This window comes from Nonomuraea spiralis (assembly GCF_014648435.1).
GTDB lineage: Bacteria > Actinomycetota > Actinomycetes > Streptosporangiales > Streptosporangiaceae > Nonomuraea > Nonomuraea spiralis.
This window is the reverse complement of record NZ_BMRC01000006.1, coordinates 62579-78554: the sequence shown is the minus strand read 5'-3', so window position 1 is coordinate 78554 and position 15976 is coordinate 62579. Positions and strand designations below refer to the sequence as shown.

General features: G+C 72.1%; 16 protein-coding genes. 11 read left to right on the top strand and 5 right to left on the bottom strand.

All coding sequences use genetic code 11. The features are described 5' to 3' along the window. Positions 1 to 17: 17 nt before the first annotated feature. Both IEZ27_RS16040 and IEZ27_RS16035 read right to left on the bottom strand, forming a co-directional pair. Positions 18 to 227, bottom strand: coding sequence for a helix-turn-helix domain-containing protein (locus IEZ27_RS16040; RefSeq protein WP_189647949.1), 210 nt, complete (start codon positions 225 to 227; stop codon positions 18 to 20). Further along, on the bottom strand, positions 227 to 832 hold the full coding sequence (locus IEZ27_RS16035; protein WP_189647948.1) for a DUF2975 domain-containing protein: 606 nt from the start codon (positions 830 to 832) through the stop codon (positions 227 to 229). The genes IEZ27_RS16040 and IEZ27_RS16035 overlap by 1 nt, the downstream gene beginning before the upstream one ends. A 151-nt stretch (positions 833 to 983) precedes the next feature. Here IEZ27_RS16035 and IEZ27_RS16030 point away from each other — a divergent pair, with 151 nt between their 5' ends. The 8 genes from IEZ27_RS16030 to IEZ27_RS15995 all read left to right on the top strand — a co-directional run bounded on the left by IEZ27_RS16030 (position 984) and on the right by IEZ27_RS15995 (position 7963). Next, positions 984 to 2618 (top strand): serine/threonine-protein kinase, encoded by a 1635-nt coding sequence (locus IEZ27_RS16030; protein WP_189647947.1) that lies wholly within the window; start codon positions 984 to 986, stop codon positions 2616 to 2618. 42 nt (positions 2619 to 2660) lie between these two features. Then, complete coding sequence (locus IEZ27_RS16025; protein WP_189647946.1) at positions 2661 to 3698, top strand: M24 family metallopeptidase; 1038 nt, start codon at positions 2661 to 2663, stop codon at positions 3696 to 3698. Between the two features lie 25 nt (positions 3699 to 3723). Continuing rightward, positions 3724 to 4284: an elongation factor P gene (efp, locus tag IEZ27_RS16020; RefSeq protein WP_125630512.1), complete on the top strand. Its 561-nt coding sequence runs from the start codon at positions 3724 to 3726 to the stop codon at positions 4282 to 4284. 1 nt (position 4285) lies between these two features. Next, on the top strand, positions 4286 to 4696 hold the full coding sequence (gene nusB / locus IEZ27_RS16015; protein ID WP_189647945.1) for a transcription antitermination factor NusB: 411 nt from the start codon (positions 4286 to 4288) through the stop codon (positions 4694 to 4696). Between the two features lie 168 nt (positions 4697 to 4864). Then, positions 4865 to 5203, top strand: a complete 339-nt coding sequence (locus tag IEZ27_RS16010) for an MmcQ/YjbR family DNA-binding protein (protein WP_189647944.1) — start codon at positions 4865 to 4867, stop codon at positions 5201 to 5203. A 130-nt stretch (positions 5204 to 5333) separates the two neighbouring features. Then, the gene (locus IEZ27_RS16005) at positions 5334 to 6053 is read left to right on the top strand and encodes a methyltransferase domain-containing protein (protein ID WP_189647943.1); all 720 of its coding nucleotides are present in this window, start codon (positions 5334 to 5336) and stop codon (positions 6051 to 6053) included. A 32-nt stretch (positions 6054 to 6085) separates the two neighbouring features. Then, positions 6086 to 7327: a DNA polymerase IV gene (locus IEZ27_RS16000; RefSeq protein WP_189647942.1), complete on the top strand. Its 1242-nt coding sequence runs from the start codon at positions 6086 to 6088 to the stop codon at positions 7325 to 7327. Between the two features lie 240 nt (positions 7328 to 7567). Next, on the top strand, positions 7568 to 7963 hold the full coding sequence (locus IEZ27_RS15995) for a DUF3040 domain-containing protein (protein ID WP_125630502.1): 396 nt from the start codon (positions 7568 to 7570) through the stop codon (positions 7961 to 7963). A 78-nt stretch (positions 7964 to 8041) separates the two neighbouring features. On the opposite strand, the gene IEZ27_RS15990 is transcribed toward IEZ27_RS15995, so the two are convergent. The 3 genes from IEZ27_RS15990 to IEZ27_RS15980 are packed head-to-tail and all read right to left on the bottom strand — an operon-like array spanning position 8042 to position 12701. After that, positions 8042 to 10468 carry a transglutaminase family protein gene (locus tag IEZ27_RS15990; protein ID WP_189647941.1) on the bottom strand — a complete coding sequence of 809 codons (2427 nt, stop codon included), beginning with the start codon at positions 10466 to 10468 and terminating at the stop codon, positions 8042 to 8044. After that, the gene (locus tag IEZ27_RS15985) at positions 10465 to 11727 is read right to left on the bottom strand and encodes a DUF58 domain-containing protein (RefSeq protein WP_189647940.1); all 1263 of its coding nucleotides are present in this window, start codon (positions 11725 to 11727) and stop codon (positions 10465 to 10467) included. The genes IEZ27_RS15990 and IEZ27_RS15985 overlap by 4 nt, the downstream gene beginning before the upstream one ends. Next, positions 11724 to 12701, bottom strand: a complete 978-nt coding sequence (locus tag IEZ27_RS15980; RefSeq protein ID WP_189647939.1) for an AAA family ATPase — start codon at positions 12699 to 12701, stop codon at positions 11724 to 11726. The genes IEZ27_RS15985 and IEZ27_RS15980 overlap by 4 nt, the downstream gene beginning before the upstream one ends. A gap of 466 nt (positions 12702 to 13167) precedes the next feature. Here IEZ27_RS15980 and mraZ point away from each other — a divergent pair, with 466 nt between their 5' ends. From mraZ to IEZ27_RS15965, 3 genes are all read left to right on the top strand, one after another. Beyond that, a complete protein-coding gene (gene mraZ / locus IEZ27_RS15975) occupies positions 13168 to 13599 on the top strand; it encodes a division/cell wall cluster transcriptional repressor MraZ (RefSeq protein WP_125630494.1) in 432 nt (143 codons plus the stop codon). Positions 13600 to 13818: 219 nt separating this feature from the next. Further along, a complete protein-coding gene (gene rsmH, locus IEZ27_RS15970; RefSeq protein ID WP_189647938.1) occupies positions 13819 to 14784 on the top strand; it encodes a 16S rRNA (cytosine(1402)-N(4))-methyltransferase RsmH in 966 nt (321 codons plus the stop codon). Continuing rightward, on the top strand, positions 14774 to 15265 hold the full coding sequence (locus IEZ27_RS15965) for a hypothetical protein (protein ID WP_189647937.1): 492 nt from the start codon (positions 14774 to 14776) through the stop codon (positions 15263 to 15265). The genes rsmH and IEZ27_RS15965 overlap by 11 nt, the downstream gene beginning before the upstream one ends. The last annotated feature ends 711 nt before the right edge of the window (positions 15266 to 15976 follow it).

Genomic DNA, 15976 nt, shown 5'->3' with positions numbered 1-15976 from the left:
CGTACGGCCACCCGCCCTCAGTCGTAGGTCAGCAGGTCACCCGGCTGGCAGCCGAGCGCCTCGCACAGGCGCGTCAGCGTGGAGAAGCGGATGGCCTTGGCGTGGCCGTTCTTGAGTATCGACAGGTTCACGACGGTGATCTCGACCTTCTGCGACAGCTCGGTGAGCGTCATGCCGCGCTGGGCGAGCAGTTCGTCCAGGCGTACCCGGATGGTGCGTCCGGGCATCAGATCGTGGCCTCGACCTCGTCGAGCAGGACCACGCCCCGGCGGACGATCTCCGAGACCCCGAGCGCGCACAGCCCCGCCACGAGGGCCACGAGCGTCCCGCCCGGCGGCGGGTCGAACATCTGACCGGTCATCAGCAGCATGCCGGAGAGTATCGCCTGCGCCACCGTGCCGGACACCGCCGACACGAGCGAACCGGCGATCAGGATCCAGCCCAGCCGCCGCAGGTGCCCGGCCGTCGTCGCGGAGAACAGCGCCCGGTCGCCCGAGCGTGCCCTGCGCAGCGCGCGGACCACGGTGAACAGCGCGAGCAGCCCGGTCGCCGTGGGCGGCGCCCATTGCAGGAGGTAGAACAGCGCCGCCGCGGGCGAGGCCCCCACGGGACGTACGGTCACCTCCGCCGCGGCGCTGACGATCTCCGCGCCCGGCACCGGGAGCACGGGCACCGGCACGTCGTGGACGTGCAGCGGGACGCCGATCCCGGTGGCCGTGCCGAAGAAGGCGATCATGACGGTGGCGCCCAGGGCGGCGAGCGCGCCCAGACAGCCGAGTACGAGGCCGAGGCTCAACACGATCTCGAGCCGGTTGATCCACTTCGTTGCCATAACGATAATCGTAAATAACGATAGTCGTTATGTCGAGGGGTGAGCGGCGACGCGTGGCGCGGCGCGCGAAGTGTGGATCATGGGGCGGCGAGGGGTCAGGGGGGCCTATGGTGGGTCGGAAATAGCCCAATATTCGAGTTTTGGCGGGGATATGTCCGACGCTACGCCTTCGATGGTCGCCGACCGGTACCGGCTTGACGAGCTCATCGGCAGCGGTCCGATGGGTGAGGTGTGGCGGGCCTACGACACGCGCGCCGACTGGGTCGTGGCCGTGAAGGTCCTGGGCGCGGGGGCGGCCGGCGAGGCCGCCAGGGAGGCGCTCAAGCAGCACGCCCAGACGGTGGCCAGGGTGATCCACCCCAACGTGGCCATGGTCCTCGACGTGGGCGACCAGGACGGCACGCCCTTCCTCGTGACCGAGTTCCTCACCGGGACCAGCGTGGGCGAGGACCTGGCGGCCGAGGGGCCCTTGAAGATCGTCGAGGTGTGCGACCTGGTGGGCCAGGCGGCGGCGGGGCTGGAGGCCGCGCACCGCGCCGGGGTCTTCCACGGGCAGATCGACTCCGGCAGCTTCCGCCGGGCGGCCAGCGGCGTGCTGAAGGTGGTCGGGTTCGGGCTCCCGGACGAGGAGCCGTCCCAGGCCGAACGCCGCTACCTCGCCCCCGAACGGTCCGCCGGCCGCCCCGCCTCCGCCGCCGCCGACCTGTACGCCCTCGGCGCCGTCTGCTACGAACTCCTCACCGGCCGCCCGCCCGGCGCCACCCCGGACCTGCCGGTGACCGGCATGCGAGCCACCCCCGCCGCCCCCGCTCCCGCCCCCGCCCCCGCGGAAGCGCCCGGGGCCGCCGAGCCGGGGCCCGCGGGCGGCGCACAGGGGCCCGGCGGCAGTGCGCAGGGGCCTTCCGGTGCCGCGCAGGGGCCCGGCGGCGGCGCGCAGGGGATCGTCCCGCCCAGCGCGTTGCGCCCCGAGGTGCCCGCCGAGCTGGACCGGCTCGTCCTCGCCATGCTCGCGCCCGACCCCGCCAGGCGTCCCACCAGCGGCGAGACGATCCGCCGCGCCCTGGCGGCCATCGCCCGGCCCGGCGCGGCCCCGGGCGCGCCCCCGACGGGCGGCCACCCCGCCGCGACGCCCGGCGGCCGCCCCGGCGACACCGAGGTGTACGCCTTCGCCAACGCCCCCCGCGCCGGCGACACGGCCCTTTATGAGGCCGCCGACCTGGCCCCCGCCCCCGCCCCCGCGCGCAACAAGCTGCTCCTCCAGATGGGCGTCGCCGTGGCCGCCATCGCCGCCGTGACGGTCGCCATGGTGTTGTGGGCGGGCTCCCGCGAGGAGACCCCGGAAGCCGCTCAGTCCCCGAGCGCGAGCCCCAGCCCCGTCCTGTCCCCGGCCATCACCTTCACCGCCGGCCCGGCCCCCGAGCAGCCCGACCCCACCCCCACCGACCTCACCCCGGGCGACACCTCCACCAGCCTGGTCGCCACCGTCGCTCCCAAGGCGACCCTGGACGCCGGGCAGGCCCCGCCCGGCGGCTGGGACCACTGGCTGGTGGAGTTCGACAAGACGCTGACGGCCCAGGAGCAGATCGGCGACATCCACCCCAAAGTGGCCGAGAAGGCCCACGACAAGCTCAGGAAGGCCGCCCGCAAGCTCCAGGAGGGCGGTCTGGGGCCCGCCCGCGGCCAGATCGCCGGCGTCTACAAGGACCTGCGCCACGCCCAGCAGAAGGGCGAGGCCCCGCTCTCCGGCCCGCTCGCCTCGTTCCTGGACGACTTCATGCTCGGCTGATCGGGGGTGGGTGAGGGGCGCGGGCGCGCGTACATTGGCGGGATGACCATCGACTACCCGGCGCGCCGGGCGCGGCTGGCCGCGGCGCTCCCGGCGTACCAGGTGCCCGCGCTCCTCGTCACCAACCCGGTCAACGTCCGCTACCTCACCGGGCTGGTCAGCTCGAACGCCGCCGTCCTGGTCGGGGCCGACGGCACGGCCCTGCTGGCCACCGACAACCGCTACATCGACAAGACCCGCGCCCTCGGTCTGCCCGCGGTCGAGGCCCCCGACGTGGTCGGCCGGCTGGCCGCGCCGAGCGTGGGCATCGAGGCCGCCTCCATGAGCGTGGCCACCTTCCGCCGCCTGGGCGAGGGCCTGGTGCCGCTGGGCCCGGTGGTCGAGGAGCTGCGCGCGGTCAAGGACGAGGGGGAGCTCGACCTCATCCGCACCGCCTGCGCCATCACCGACCAGGCCTTCGCCGACGTGCTGCCGAGGATCGCGCCCGGCCTCACCGAGCGGGCCGTGGCCCGGCTCCTCGACAACCGGATGACCGAGCTGGGGGCCGACAAGCCGGCGTTCGACACGATCGTCGCCGCCGGCGAGAACGGCGCGATCCCGCACCACGCCCCCACCGACCGCGAGCTGCGCGCCGGCGACCTGGTCACGATGGACTTCGGCGCCCGCTACCACGGCTACCACGCCGACATGACCAGGACGGTCTGCCTCGGCGCGCCCGCCGCCTGGCAGCGCGACCTCTACGACCTGGTGGCCCGAGCCCAGCGGGCCGGCCGGCACGCCCTGGCCCCGGGGGCCGAGGCCAAGGAGGTCGACGCCGCCGCGCGCGGGCTGATCGAGGCCGCGGGCCACGGCGGCCACTTCAGGCACGGCCTGGGACACGGCGTCGGCCTGGAGATCCACGAGGACCCGTTCCTGGGCCCCTCCAGGACCGCTAGACTAGAGGATCGAGTTCCGATCACTGTCGAGCCCGGGATCTACCTCCCGGAGCGGGGCGGGGTTCGCATCGAGGACACTCTCGTGACCCGTGAGGGCGGCCCGGAACTTTTCACCAAGACCACCAAGGAGCTGCTCGTCCTTTAGAGCGGCCACACGCGGGAGAGAACGAGTGGCGACGACCAACGACCTCAAGAACGGCATGGTGCTGAAGCTCGAGGGCGGTGAGCTCTGGAGCGTTGTCGAGTTCCAGCACGTCAAGCCGGGCAAGGGCGGCGCGTTCGTGCGCACCAAGCTCAAGAACGTCCTCTCCGGCAAGGTCGTCGACAAGACCTTCAACGCCGGCGTGAAGGTCGACGTGGCCAACGTCGACAAGCGCGAGATGCAGTACTCCTACAAGGACGGCGACGACTTCGTCTTCATGGACACCGAGACCTACGACATGGTCAACGTGCCCTCCCGGACCGTCGGCACCGCCGCCAACTACATGCTGGAGAACACCCTCGCCACGATCGCCTTCAACGAGGGCTCCGCGCTCTACGTCGACCTGCCCGCGGCCGTCGAGCTGACCATCTCCAACACCGAGCCCGGCCTTCAGGGCGACCGCTCCACCGGCGGCACCAAGCCGGCCACGCTGGAGACCGGCGCCGAGATCAAGGTGCCGCTGTTCATCACCACCGGTGAGAGGGTCAAGGTCGACACCCGCAGCGGCGAATACCTCGGCCGGGCCTGAGGTGTCTGCACGCGGCAAAGCACGCAGACGCGCCCTTGACATCCTCTTCGAGGCGGAGCTGCGCTCGGAGGACCCGCTGAGGATCCTCGCCGAGCGCGTCGAGCGGCAGGAGCCGCCGGTCAACGAGTACACCTCGGCCATCGTCGAGGGCGTGGCCCGCCACCACGCCCGCATCGACGAGCTGATCACCACCTACTCCGAGGGCTGGACGCTCGACCGCATGCCCGCCGTCGACCGCAACCTGCTGCGCGGCGGCACGTACGAGCTGCTGTGGATGCCCGACGTGCCCGAGGGCGTGGTCATCAGCGAGTGGGTGCACCTGGCGGGCGAGCTGTCCACCGACGAGTCGCCGCAGTTCATCAACGGCCTGCTGGCCCGGTTCAAGCAACTCAAGCCAAGCCTCACCCTTTAGACAAAGGTCGCGAAGGCCGTTTCGGGGTACGTTCCAGTCATACGGCCCGTACGCCTCGCGAGAGGCGAGGCCCCGGCCGCGGGGCCACCGGCCAGTCCGGGGAAGCGGCGCGTCACCAGCCGCGACGCGCCCTTTTCCGGACCCCCGTCCCCGTGTGAGCATCGACGCATGGTGACGGAAGACGAGGTGCGCGCCACCGCCCTGGCGCTGCCCGAGACCGCCGAGAAGCCCATGTACGGCACGCCCGCCTTCTACGTCCGAGGCAGATGGTTCGCCCGGATGCGCGAAGAGGGCGACGTGCTCGTCGTGCCGGTGGGCGGCGAGGAGCACAAGCACGAGTTGATCGCCGCCGACCCCGGCGCGTTCTTCACCACGCCCCACTACGACGGCCATGCCGTGGTCCTGGTGCGCCTCGCGGCGGTCGAGGCCGACGAACTGACCGAGCTGCTGACCGACGCCTGGCGGCTGCGGGCGCCGAAGAGGGTGGTGGCGGCGTTCGACGGTTAGGGTCTGGCCTGCGGGCGGGCGCGCGTACCGCGTAGGCTGGGCCCGTCCGCACAGGGCGAGGGCCGCCCGCGGAGGAGAGAGAGGCGAGCCGACGTTGCGAGCAGAAGGCGTCACCACGAGGACCCCGGCGGTGCGCACCGCCGTCGTCTGGGACGCGTTGCGGTCGGTCCTGGCCGAGCGGACGCGGGCCACCGGCCGTGACGCGCTCGACATCGTCGACGCCGGCGGGGGCACCGGCGGGTTCGCCGTGCCGCTGGCCGAGCTCGGCCACACCGTCACCGTCGTCGACCCCAGTCCCGACTCGCTGGCCGCGCTGGAGCGCCGGGCCAAGGAGAAGGGCGTCGGAGTGCGCGGCCTGCAGGGCGACGCCGCCGACCTCGGCGACCTGCTCGACCGCGACTGCGCCGACCTGGTCCTGTGCCACAGCGTCCTCGAGTACGTCGACGACCCGATCGGCGCGCTGACCGCCGTGGCCCGGGTGTTGCGTCCGGGCGGGGCCGTCAGCGTGCTGGCCGCCAACCCCGTGGCCAGCGCGATCCACCGGGCGCTGGCCGGGCAGTTCGACGAGGCCAGGGCCGTGCTGGCCGACCCGGGCGGCACGTGGGGCGACCGCGACCCCACGCCCCGGCGCTTCACCGCCGAGGCCCTGTCGGAGCTGCTGACCGTCACGGGCTTCGCCGTCGGCGCCGTCCACGGCGTACGCGTCTTCGCCGACCTCGTGCCCAGCAGGCTCGTCGACGGCGAGCCGGGCGCGGCCGACGCGCTCGTGGCGCTGGAGCAGGCCGCCGCCGTCCACCCCGTGCTGCGGGACGTCGCCACCCAGGTCCACGTCCTCGGCCACCGCGCCTAGACTGGAACGCCTGTTCGGATAGACTCGGAAGAGTGTCCCGCAAGCAGATCACAGGCATCGGCCCCGCGCCGCGGACCGGGGCCGATGACAGCGGCTGCCCGATTCTCCACGTCGACATGGACGCCTTCTTCGCCAGCGTCGAGCTGCTGGATCGGCCGGAGCTGCGGGGCCGCCCGGTGATCGTCGGCTCGCCGGCCGGGCGCGGCGTCGTGCTCAGTGCCACCTACGAGGCCAGGGCCCTCGGCGTGCACTCGGCGATGCCGATGAGCAGGGCGCGCCGGTTGTGCCCGCAGGCGACGATCATCCCGCCCAGCCACGGCAAGTACTCCGAGGTCTCCCGGGGCGTCATGGAGATCTTCCATTCGATCACCCCGCTGGTCGAGCCGATCGCCTCCGACGAGGCGTTCCTCGACGTCGGCGGCGCCCGGCGCCGGCTGGGGCAGCCCGCGGCGATCGCCGCCATGATCAGGGAACAGGTGCTCGACCGCTACGGCATCACGTGCTCGGTGGGGGTGGCGAGCAGCAAATTCGTGGCAAAGCTGGCCTCCAAGCAGTGCAAGCCCGACGGGCTGCTGGTGGTGCCCGAGACGCAGGTGGTCGACTTCCTCCATCCGCTGCCGGTCTCGGCGTTGTGGGGGGTGGGGGAGCGTACCGAGCAGTCCCTCGTACGGCTCGGCATCCGCACGGTGGGCGACCTGGCCAGAGTGCCCCTGAACACGCTCCAGCGCGAGCTGGGGCAGGCCGTCGGCGGCCATCTGGCGGCGCTGGCCTGGGGGCGCGACGAGCGTCCGGTGACCGCGCACGTGCCCGACAAGAGCATCGGCAACGAGGAGACCTTCGCCGCCGACATCGACGACCCCGAGGTGATCCGGCGCGAGCTGCTGCGCCTGGCCGAGCGGGTGGCGGCCAGGATGCGTAAGGGCGGTCACGTGGGAAGAACTGTAAGTGTGAAGCTGCGCCGGGCCGATTTCACCACGATCACCCGGTCGCGCACCCTGCGGGAGCCGACCGACGTGGCCCAGGTGATCTACGCCACCGCCTGCGAGCTATTCGAGGCCGCCGGTCTCGAGCGCGTACGTCTGCGCCTGGTCGGGGTCAGGATGGAGAATCTCCGCCCGGCAGGCGAGGCCACCCGTCAGCTCAGTCTGGGCGAGCGGGAGACCGGCTGGCGCGAGGCCGAACAGGCGATGGACAAGGCGATCCGGAGATTTGGTCCCGATGCGGTGCTCCCAGCGTCGCTGGTACGTGGCAAGCTTGATGAAATAGAGACATGACGCCCATGTCCTACTTGATCGGTCAGTCGGGTAGGAGAAGGATGTCACGATTTTGGGGAGAGGGGCGCGAGATGGTCCAGAATGGAGCCATGACGTCACCTCCGGTTTGGTCTGCGTTGGACGTTTGCTTTCGCCTACGTCTACAGCCTCGTATTCTGGGGATAACCGACCGCGAGGTTCGGACACCCCGGGTCGTCCGTTGCCGTCTTCCCCGTCCTGGGGCTGTCCTTGGGAGGCGCCGTGCCGCTCTCTGAGCACGAGCAGCGCTTGCTCGACCAGATCGAGCAGGCCCTCTACGCCGAGGACCCGAAGTGGGCCAACACCGTAAGGATCAGTGACCCGCGCAGCCATTACAAGCGTCGCCTGATCAAAGCCTCCATCGGCTTTGCCCTGGGCGTCGTCATCATGATGGTCGGCGTGGTCATGAGTCAGATCCCGCTCGGCGTCGGCGGTTTCGTGGTCATGCTCGCCGCGTGTCTGTGGGGTCTGTCCAGCTGGAAGCGCATGAACGGATTCGGCGACTCCCCGCCGGCCCCGGGCGCCGGTGGCACGGGCCGGCAGGCCAGGCGCGCCAACCGGGGCACCTTCATGGAGCGCATGGAAGAGCGCTGGCGCCGTCGTCACGACGAGCGCTGACCCGCTTTTCACCGAACACGAAGCGTGCGGCCGTTCCCCTGGTGGGGAGCGACCGCACGCTCGGTCCTGGCGGGCTGATCAGGCGCCCTTGGATGCCGCCGTCCGCCGCAGCCTGATGTTCTCCAGCAGGTCGAACCCGTCCAGCAGGCGCTCGCCCAGCCCCCGCAGCCGCCGCAGCGTCGACGGGGGCAGCAACACCGCCCGCATCCGCCGTCCCCGCGACACCGTCGCCGCCAGGGCCTGCCGCACCTTGCGCAGGTCCTTCCTCATGGGCGCGATCGTGCCCGGGTCCCTGGCGAACAACACCCGCTCGACCGTCGTCGCGATGGCCGTCATGGCCGCCGCCGACTCGGCGTCGAACTCGTACTGGTGGGTCAGCCGCCGGGCCAGGGCCCTCGGGGTCTCGCTGGCGTCGCGGCCCATGCCGTAGTCGTACAGCACGTCGTCCAGCTCGGCCCACACGGCCGCGACCGACGGATGGTGAGCGGTCGCGATCCTGGCCGTCATGTCGTCGCCCGGTCGCGCGACCTTCCAGCCCAGCGCGCGTACCCGCCGGTTCCTGGTGAGCAGGCGCAGGGCCGCCGGGACCAGCAGGAGCAGCAGCAGCGCGCCCGCGCCGATGCCGATCTTGCCGATCAGCGGCATCGAGTCGTCCGGCGGCAGCCCGCCCGTCGCGATCAGGCCCTCACGGTCGAGCTCGCGCGGGTTGCGCCGGGTCGAGGGGTTGATCGGGTCGTCGGCGCCCGAGTCGGACGCGCCGGTGCTCGGGGACGTGGACGGCGTCGTCGCCGGCGCCCGCGGGATCGTGTAGTCCGGCACCCGCGCGCTGCCCTGGCCCAGCGTCCCGGCCGGCGTCGGCTCGAACGGCAGCCAGCCCACGCCCTCGAAGTACAGCTCGGGCCAGGAGTGGGAGTCGCCGGTCGTGACCGTCCAGTTGTCGCCGACCTTCGTACCGCCGGTGTAGCCGATCGCCACCCGCGAGGGGATGCCGACGATCCTGGCCAGCACCGCCATCGAGGCCGCGAACTGCTCGCAGTAGCCCGTGCGGTCGCGCAGCAGGAAGTCCCGCAGCGCGGAGTTGCCGTGCCCCTGCGTCCTGAGGTCGTAGCGGAAGTCGCCGTCCTTGGTGAAGAACTGCTGGAGCTTCACCGCCGCCTCGAAGTTGGAGTTGGTCTCCGCGGTCAGCGAACGGGCCAGCCTGACGATGTCCGGCGGCAGGTCGTCCGGCAGCTTCAGGTACCGCCGGTCCACGCTCGGCTGGACGCCCTCCAGCGACTCCAGCAGCTCCGGCGTGGCGTCCGGCTCGCTGGTGGCGACCTCGTACTCCAGGCCGGCGGCCTCGTCGGGGATGGAGAAGACCATCAGCGTGCCGACGTCGGCCCGCCAGTCGCCGTCCACCCGGATCTGCCGCGGCGGGTACGGCAGCGGCAGGAACTGCAGCCGCTCGATCTCGTCGCTGATCCGGATCCTCGTGACGACGTTGCGGACCTTCGTGTTCGGGCTCAGCCCGGGAGGGGCCGGCAGCGGGCCGTTCTCCGTCCTGTTGTCCGGCGAGCCCTTCGGCTCGGTCATGCCGAACTGCTGGCCGTCGAAGGTGTCCAGCGCGTAGATCCGCAGGTATCTGGGCTTGTTGTCGTTGTTGTTGTAGGTGAGGATCGTGCGCCGCTCGGGCAGTTCGAGCTGCCCGCGCAGGCTCGCGATCGGGCTGGCGATGCTGATCGAGTTGCCCTTGCCGCCCCCGCGTCCGCCCACGCCGAACTGGAAGAAGGAGACCGGCTCCATCACCGGCAGCGCGGCGGGCAGCAGCACGGCCAGCGCGATGGCGGCGAACCCGATGCGCTTGCCCGACAACCGCAGGCCGCTCGTGTCGGCCCTGGCCACGCCGGTCTCCGGACGCGGTCCGGTCGCCACGCGGGTCCGGCGGACGAGCACCGCCCGGCCCCAGTGGCCCACCCGCTCGCGCCCGTCGGCGATGAGCAGGCTGACGAAGCCGAGCGCGGCGATGATGAACGCGGGCCAGCTGATCGGCTCGGCCAGGATCGTCGCCGGGACCGTGGCCAGCGCCAGCAGCGGCAGCCCGGCCAGCGCCGCCCGCCGCAGCCGCGCGGCCAGCAGGTCCACGGCGACGGTGATCACGCCCACGCCGCCCGCGGTCAGCAACGTGATCCCGTCCGTGGACGGCACGGGCGCGGCGAAGCGCTGGATGTCGGCCCAGCCGGCGCCCAGCAGCCTGCCCAGCTCCCACACCGACGACTTGGTCGGGATCACCAGCGCCCACGCCTTGCCCGCGGTGAAGACCACGGTCAGGAAGATCCCCAGCGCGGCCAGCCCCACCAGCGGCGCGGCCCAGGCGGGCAGCGTCAGGCGGGAGCTGAGCAGGCCCGCGGCCATCACGGCCAGCACCGCGCCGAGCGACGTCCAGAACCAGGCGCCGCCCTGGAAGAGCGGGTAGAGCAGGATCGCCGCGGCGAACGCGGCCACCCCCGAGGCGGCCGTCAGTCTCATGCCGCACCTCCCGTGGAGTCGAGCGCGTACCTGCCGCGGTTGGCGGCGTCCTGCCAGACCGAGGCGATGGAGGTGCCGGCGGGCAGGCGCACGATGCGCCAGCCGTAACCGGCCAGGACGCCCTGCACGGCGTCGAAGTTCTCGTGCGAGCCCCGGCCGGCGCCCTCCCACGTGCCCGCGTCGAGCAGCACCGCGACGCCGGTGACGCCGCTGTGCCGCAACCGGGCCAGGTCCCTGGCCTCCTCGGGGTCGAGCGCGCCGAGCACGGCCACGATCAGGCCGTCCCCGCCGCCCTGGCGCAGGGCCGAGACGCCCATCTCCAGCGAACGGGCCGAGCTGTGCCGCACCACGGCGAGCGTGTCGAGCAGCGAGTAGCTCAGCCCCTGGTCCGTCAGGTGCTCGGCGCCCTGGTCGGTCACCAGCCGCAGGCCCAGGCCCTCATGGGCGAGGTGCACGCCGATCGAGGCGGCGGCCGAGACCGCCACCTCGAAGGAGGAACGCGGGCCCTCGCCGCGGTGGGCGTGCCTGCGGGTGTCGAGCAGGAGCGCGCCGCGGCTCTGCCACTGCTGCTCCTCGCGCCGTACCATCAGCTCGCCGTACCGGGCGGTCGAGCGCCAGTGCACCCGGCGCAGGTCGTCGCCCTGCCGGTACTCGCGCGGCGCCACGTCGTCGTCGCCGGCCGCGGCCACGCTCCGGGTGCGGCTGTCGCCGCCGCCCGTCCACTCGCCCGACAGCCGTACGTGCGGTAACGCCACCACCTGCGGCGTCACCACGAGCGTGTCGCTGATCGTGAACGCACGTGTCAGCTCCACCAGCCCGAACGGGTCGGCGATGCGCACCGACAGCGGCCCGATCGTGTACCTGCCGCGCAGGTCGGACCGCACCCGGTAGTCGATCTCGCGTACGCCCTTGGACTCGACCCGGTCCAGCACGAACCGCGGCCGCACGCCCAGCGCGTACGGCACGGTGTCCTCGATCAGCAGCAGCCCGGTCGGCAGCCTGGTCACGTTCTCCAGGCGCAGCGTCACCGTGGCCTCGCCGCCCACCTCCGCCCTGGGCGGGTCCAGCCGCCGCGCGCAGCTCAGCCGGTACCTGGTACGCGCCACCACCAGCGCGGCCAGCAGCGGCAGCGCCGTGACCAGCACCCCGATCCTGAACAGGTCGTTCTCGCCCAGGATCAGGGCCATCAGCAGCGCCGCGACCCCCGAGGCGAGGAACGACCTGCCCCGGGAGGTCAGCGCCCGCAGTCCGGCTCTCACGACGCCCGCGTCTCCGGCACCGGCACCCGCCGGACAAGGTCGGTCACCACCTGCTCGGGCAGGCGGCGCTGGCCCTGGGCCTCGACGCTGGGCAGCAGCCGGTGCGCCAGCACGGGCACCGCCAGGTCCTGAAGGTCGTCCGGGATGACGTAGTCGCGCCCGGCCAGCGCCGCGTGCGCCCTGGCCGCCCGTACGAGCTGCAGCGTGGACCGGGGGGAGGCGCCCAGCCGCAGGTCGGGGGAGTGGCGGGTGGCCACGACGAGGTCGATGGCGTACTTCTTGACCGGCTGCGAGACGTACACGCCGCGCACGGCCTCGATCAGCGCCCGTACCTCGGCGGTCGTGGCCACCGGCTCCAGCTTGTCCAGCGGCGAGGTGCTGCCGTGCACGTCGAGCATCTCCAGCTCGGCCGACGGCTCCGGGTAGCCCATCGCGACCCTGGCGGTGAACCGGTCGCGCTGGGCCTCGGGGAGGGGATAGGTGCCCTCCATCTCGATGGGGTTCTGGGTGGCGATCACCATGAAGGGCGCGTCCAGCGGGTACGTCACCCCGTCCACGGTGACCTGGTGCTCCTCCATGCACTCCAGCAACGCCGACTGAGTCTTGGGCGAGGCGCGGTTGATCTCGTCGCCCACGACGATGTTGGCGAACACCGGCCCGGGCTTGAACTCGAACTCACGCGTCTGCTGGTTGTAGGCGCTCACCCCGGTGATGTCGCTGGGCAACAGGTCGGGCGTGAACTGCACACGCCGCACCGGGCAGTCGATGGACCGCGCCAACGCCTTGGCCAGCATCGTCTTGCCGACGCCAGGCACGTCCTCGATCAAAAGGTGGCCCTCGGCGAGCAGGACCGTCAGCGTGAGGCGGACGGCGTCGCTCTTTCCCTCGATCACCGATTCGATGGCCTGCCGGATTCGGTGGGCTGTGGAGACCAGCTCGTCGAGCTGGGGAGGGACGTCACGGGTTACTGCCACCAGGCCTCCATAGTGCGACGGCCGTCCCGCACGGTGCCATTACGGGAGCCATGCCATTCCTTTTCCATTGTCTGTACGACCCTACGACGCTGTGGGTTCTTGAGCGACATTTGTGGATATTCCAGGGAACCCCGGTGATGTTCCTGTTCTTGTCGCATAGCAGTGCGAATCCCGTGACACTGCCCCCGCCGGTCCGCCCCACTTTCCTCCACCGCGGCCTTCGCGCTCGCTCCCGGCCCCTATTTCGCCGGGCTTTAGAACCCTCGACACGCCCATGAGGGTTGGCCCGCGCCCGCCCGCCCCCCACTCCGCACCAGGCCCCTGACCTGCGGTAACGCAACGGAAACTGATGATGAAGACGGTTCGAATCAGTTGACGGTGGGGAGAAGTGGAGTATGGTGGTGCGCAGTGGAGGGCCCGGTGCGCCAGCGCTGAGCGCTTCGCTGAGGCACGGGAGGTGGCGCCGATGTTCCTCGGCACCCACCAACCGCGTCTTGACGACAAGGGACGGCTGTTCCTGCCGGCTAAGTACCGTGAGGAGCTGGCGGAGGGTCTTGTGATCACCAAAGGCCAGGAGCGATGCCTCTACGTCTTTCCAGTAGAGGAGTTCCAGCGCATAACCGAGGCTCTCAGCACCGCCCCGGTCACCGCCAAAGCGGTGCGTGACTACAGCCGCGTCTTCTTCGCCAGCGCGTCCGACGAGAAACCAGACAAGCAAGGACGCATCACGATCCCGCAGAGCCTGCGTCAGTACGCGGGCCTGGAGCGTGACTGCGTCGTCATCGGGGCCAACACCCGGTTGGAGATCTGGGACTCGCAGGCCTGGGACACCTATCTCAACGCGCAGGAGCAGGCGTTCGCCGATCTGTCGGAGGAGGTGCTGCCAGGGATCTTGTAGTGATCACGGTCGATCCGTCGGTGATGTCGTTCGGCGAGGTCTCCACCCGCAACCACTGCCTGCCAACTGATGCACCTTCCCCGGTGTCAGAGGGCGGGCGTCCACGAAGAGGGTGCGGATGGGGACCTGGCCGGACGGCGCCGGGTGGGGACCCAGGAATGACTGACGATGGACCGGATACGCGTCATCCGCGAGCAGGACGCGAGAGGGGGGTTGGAGATGGACGACAACGTAGGCACGAGCGGTCACGTTCCGGTGATGCTCGAGCGCGTACTGGAACTGCTGGGCCCGGCACTGTCGGGGCCCGAGCCGGTCGTCGTCGACGCCAACCTCGGGCTCGGCGGCCACTCCGAGGCCCTGCTCGCCGCCTTCCCCTCCCTGCGCCTGATCGGGATCGACCGCGACCCCTTCGCGATCGACTTCTCCACCCGCAGGCTCGCCCCGTACGCGGACCGCATCACCCTGGTGCACGCCTCCTCCGGCGACCTGGCCCAGGTGATCGCCGAGGCCGGGCACACCACGGTCGACGGCGTGCTGTTCGACCTCGGGGTCTCCTCACCGCAGCTCGACGAGGCCGAGCGCGGCTTCGCCTACTCCTACGACGCCCCGCTCGACATGCGCATGGACACCGAACAGGAGCTGACGGCCGAGGTGGTCGTCAACACCTATCCGGCCGCTGACCTGGTACGAATCCTGCGCGACTACGGCGAGGAACGTTTCGCGCCGAGGGTCGCGGGGCTTATCGTCAAGGAACGCGCCAAGGAGCCCATCAGCTCCACCAAACGGCTCGCCGACATCGTGCGCGACGCGATCCCCGCGGCGACCAGGCGTACCGGCGGCAACCCCGCCAAGAGGACTTTCCAAGCCCTGCGCATCGAGGTGAACGCGGAGCTGTCCGCCCTGGAGGCGGCGCTGCCCGCGGCGCTCGACGCGCTGGCGCTGGGTGGGCGAGTCGTCGTGCTCTCCTACCACTCCCTTGAGGACCGGCTCACCAAGCAGGCCCTCACGGCGCGAACCAAGGACACCAGCCCGCCAGGGCTGCCCGTTCCGCTACCGGCACACCAGCCGAGGTTCCGCCTGCTGACGAGGGGAGCCGAGCTCCCCGGCGATGAAGAGCTCGCCCGTAACCCGCGGGCGGCCTCGGCCCGGCTACGGGCGGCAGAGAGGATCCGCGTTGACGATTGAGCAGGAGACCGGCCGGGTCGCGCCCGTCCGCCGCGCCGTGCCCAAGCCGGGCACGCGCAGGCCCGGCGTCTCCCACCAGACCAAGCCGCGGCCCCGTCCCGGCACCGACGGCCGGCGGCCGGCCGCCGCGCGTCCCGGCGAGAGCGCCGAGCCCGCGCGCCGTCCCGCCGTACGGCGTCCTTCGGCCAAGCGGCAGCGGACGCCGTTCGTGCTGCTCGTCGTCGGGTTGATGTGCGGTGGTCTGGTGAGCCTGCTGCTGCTCACCACCATGCTCGGGCGCGACGCCATCACCGACGCGAAGCTGCGCGACGAGATCGCGGCGGCGCGCCAGGAGAAGGAAGCGCTCCAGAAGAAGTACGAGGAGAAGATGCAGCCCCAGAACCTCGCGCGGCAGGCCGAGGCGCAGGGCGACCATCTGGACAAGACGCTCGGCATCTGGACCACCGGCGAACCGAGCGGCCAGGCGGATCCGGAGCGGTGAGGGAATCAGGCGGCAGGGGACAGGGTCCCGGCCGCGGCGCTGGCGGCGCCGGCTCTCAAGGAGGGCCCGGCGCCGCTCGTCGTACGCCGGGCGGTCCGGGGCGGGCAGGGCGTGACGGCTCTGCCCGTTCCGAGGGGGCGGGCCGCCCGGCGTCGCCGGACGACTCGCCGCGCAAGCGGCCCCCGGACCCGTTCGACCTGCCGTTCGACGACGCCGCGCGCGGGCGTCCGCCACAGGACTCCGGCGACGACGACGAGCGCGGCGGCGCCCGCCGCGGCCCCGCGGGCGGTTCACGCGGCCGGCAGCGCCGCGACGACGGCGACCGCGGGCGTTCCCGAGACGACGACGAGGGCACGCGCTCGCGCCGCGAGCCGGGCGACGGCCCCCGCCGCCGCCCCCGCGACGACTCCGACCGCTCCCGCGGCCGTACCGGCTCCCAGGGGCGGGATGACGACGACCGTCCCCGCGGCCGTACCGGCTCTCAGGGGCGGGACGAGCGGGCCCGGGGGAGTGCTCCGCAGGAACGGTCCCGGCGGCGTGGCGACGGGCCGGAGACGCCGCCCGGCGCCGGCGCGCGCAGTCCGCGGACCCGCCGGGACGACGCCGCGCCACGTCGTACGCAGGCGGGTGGCCCCGGCCCGGACCAGTCACGCACCTCCAGGACCGGCCAGGCGCGCGGCTCACGGCCGGACCAGTCACGTACCTCCAGGC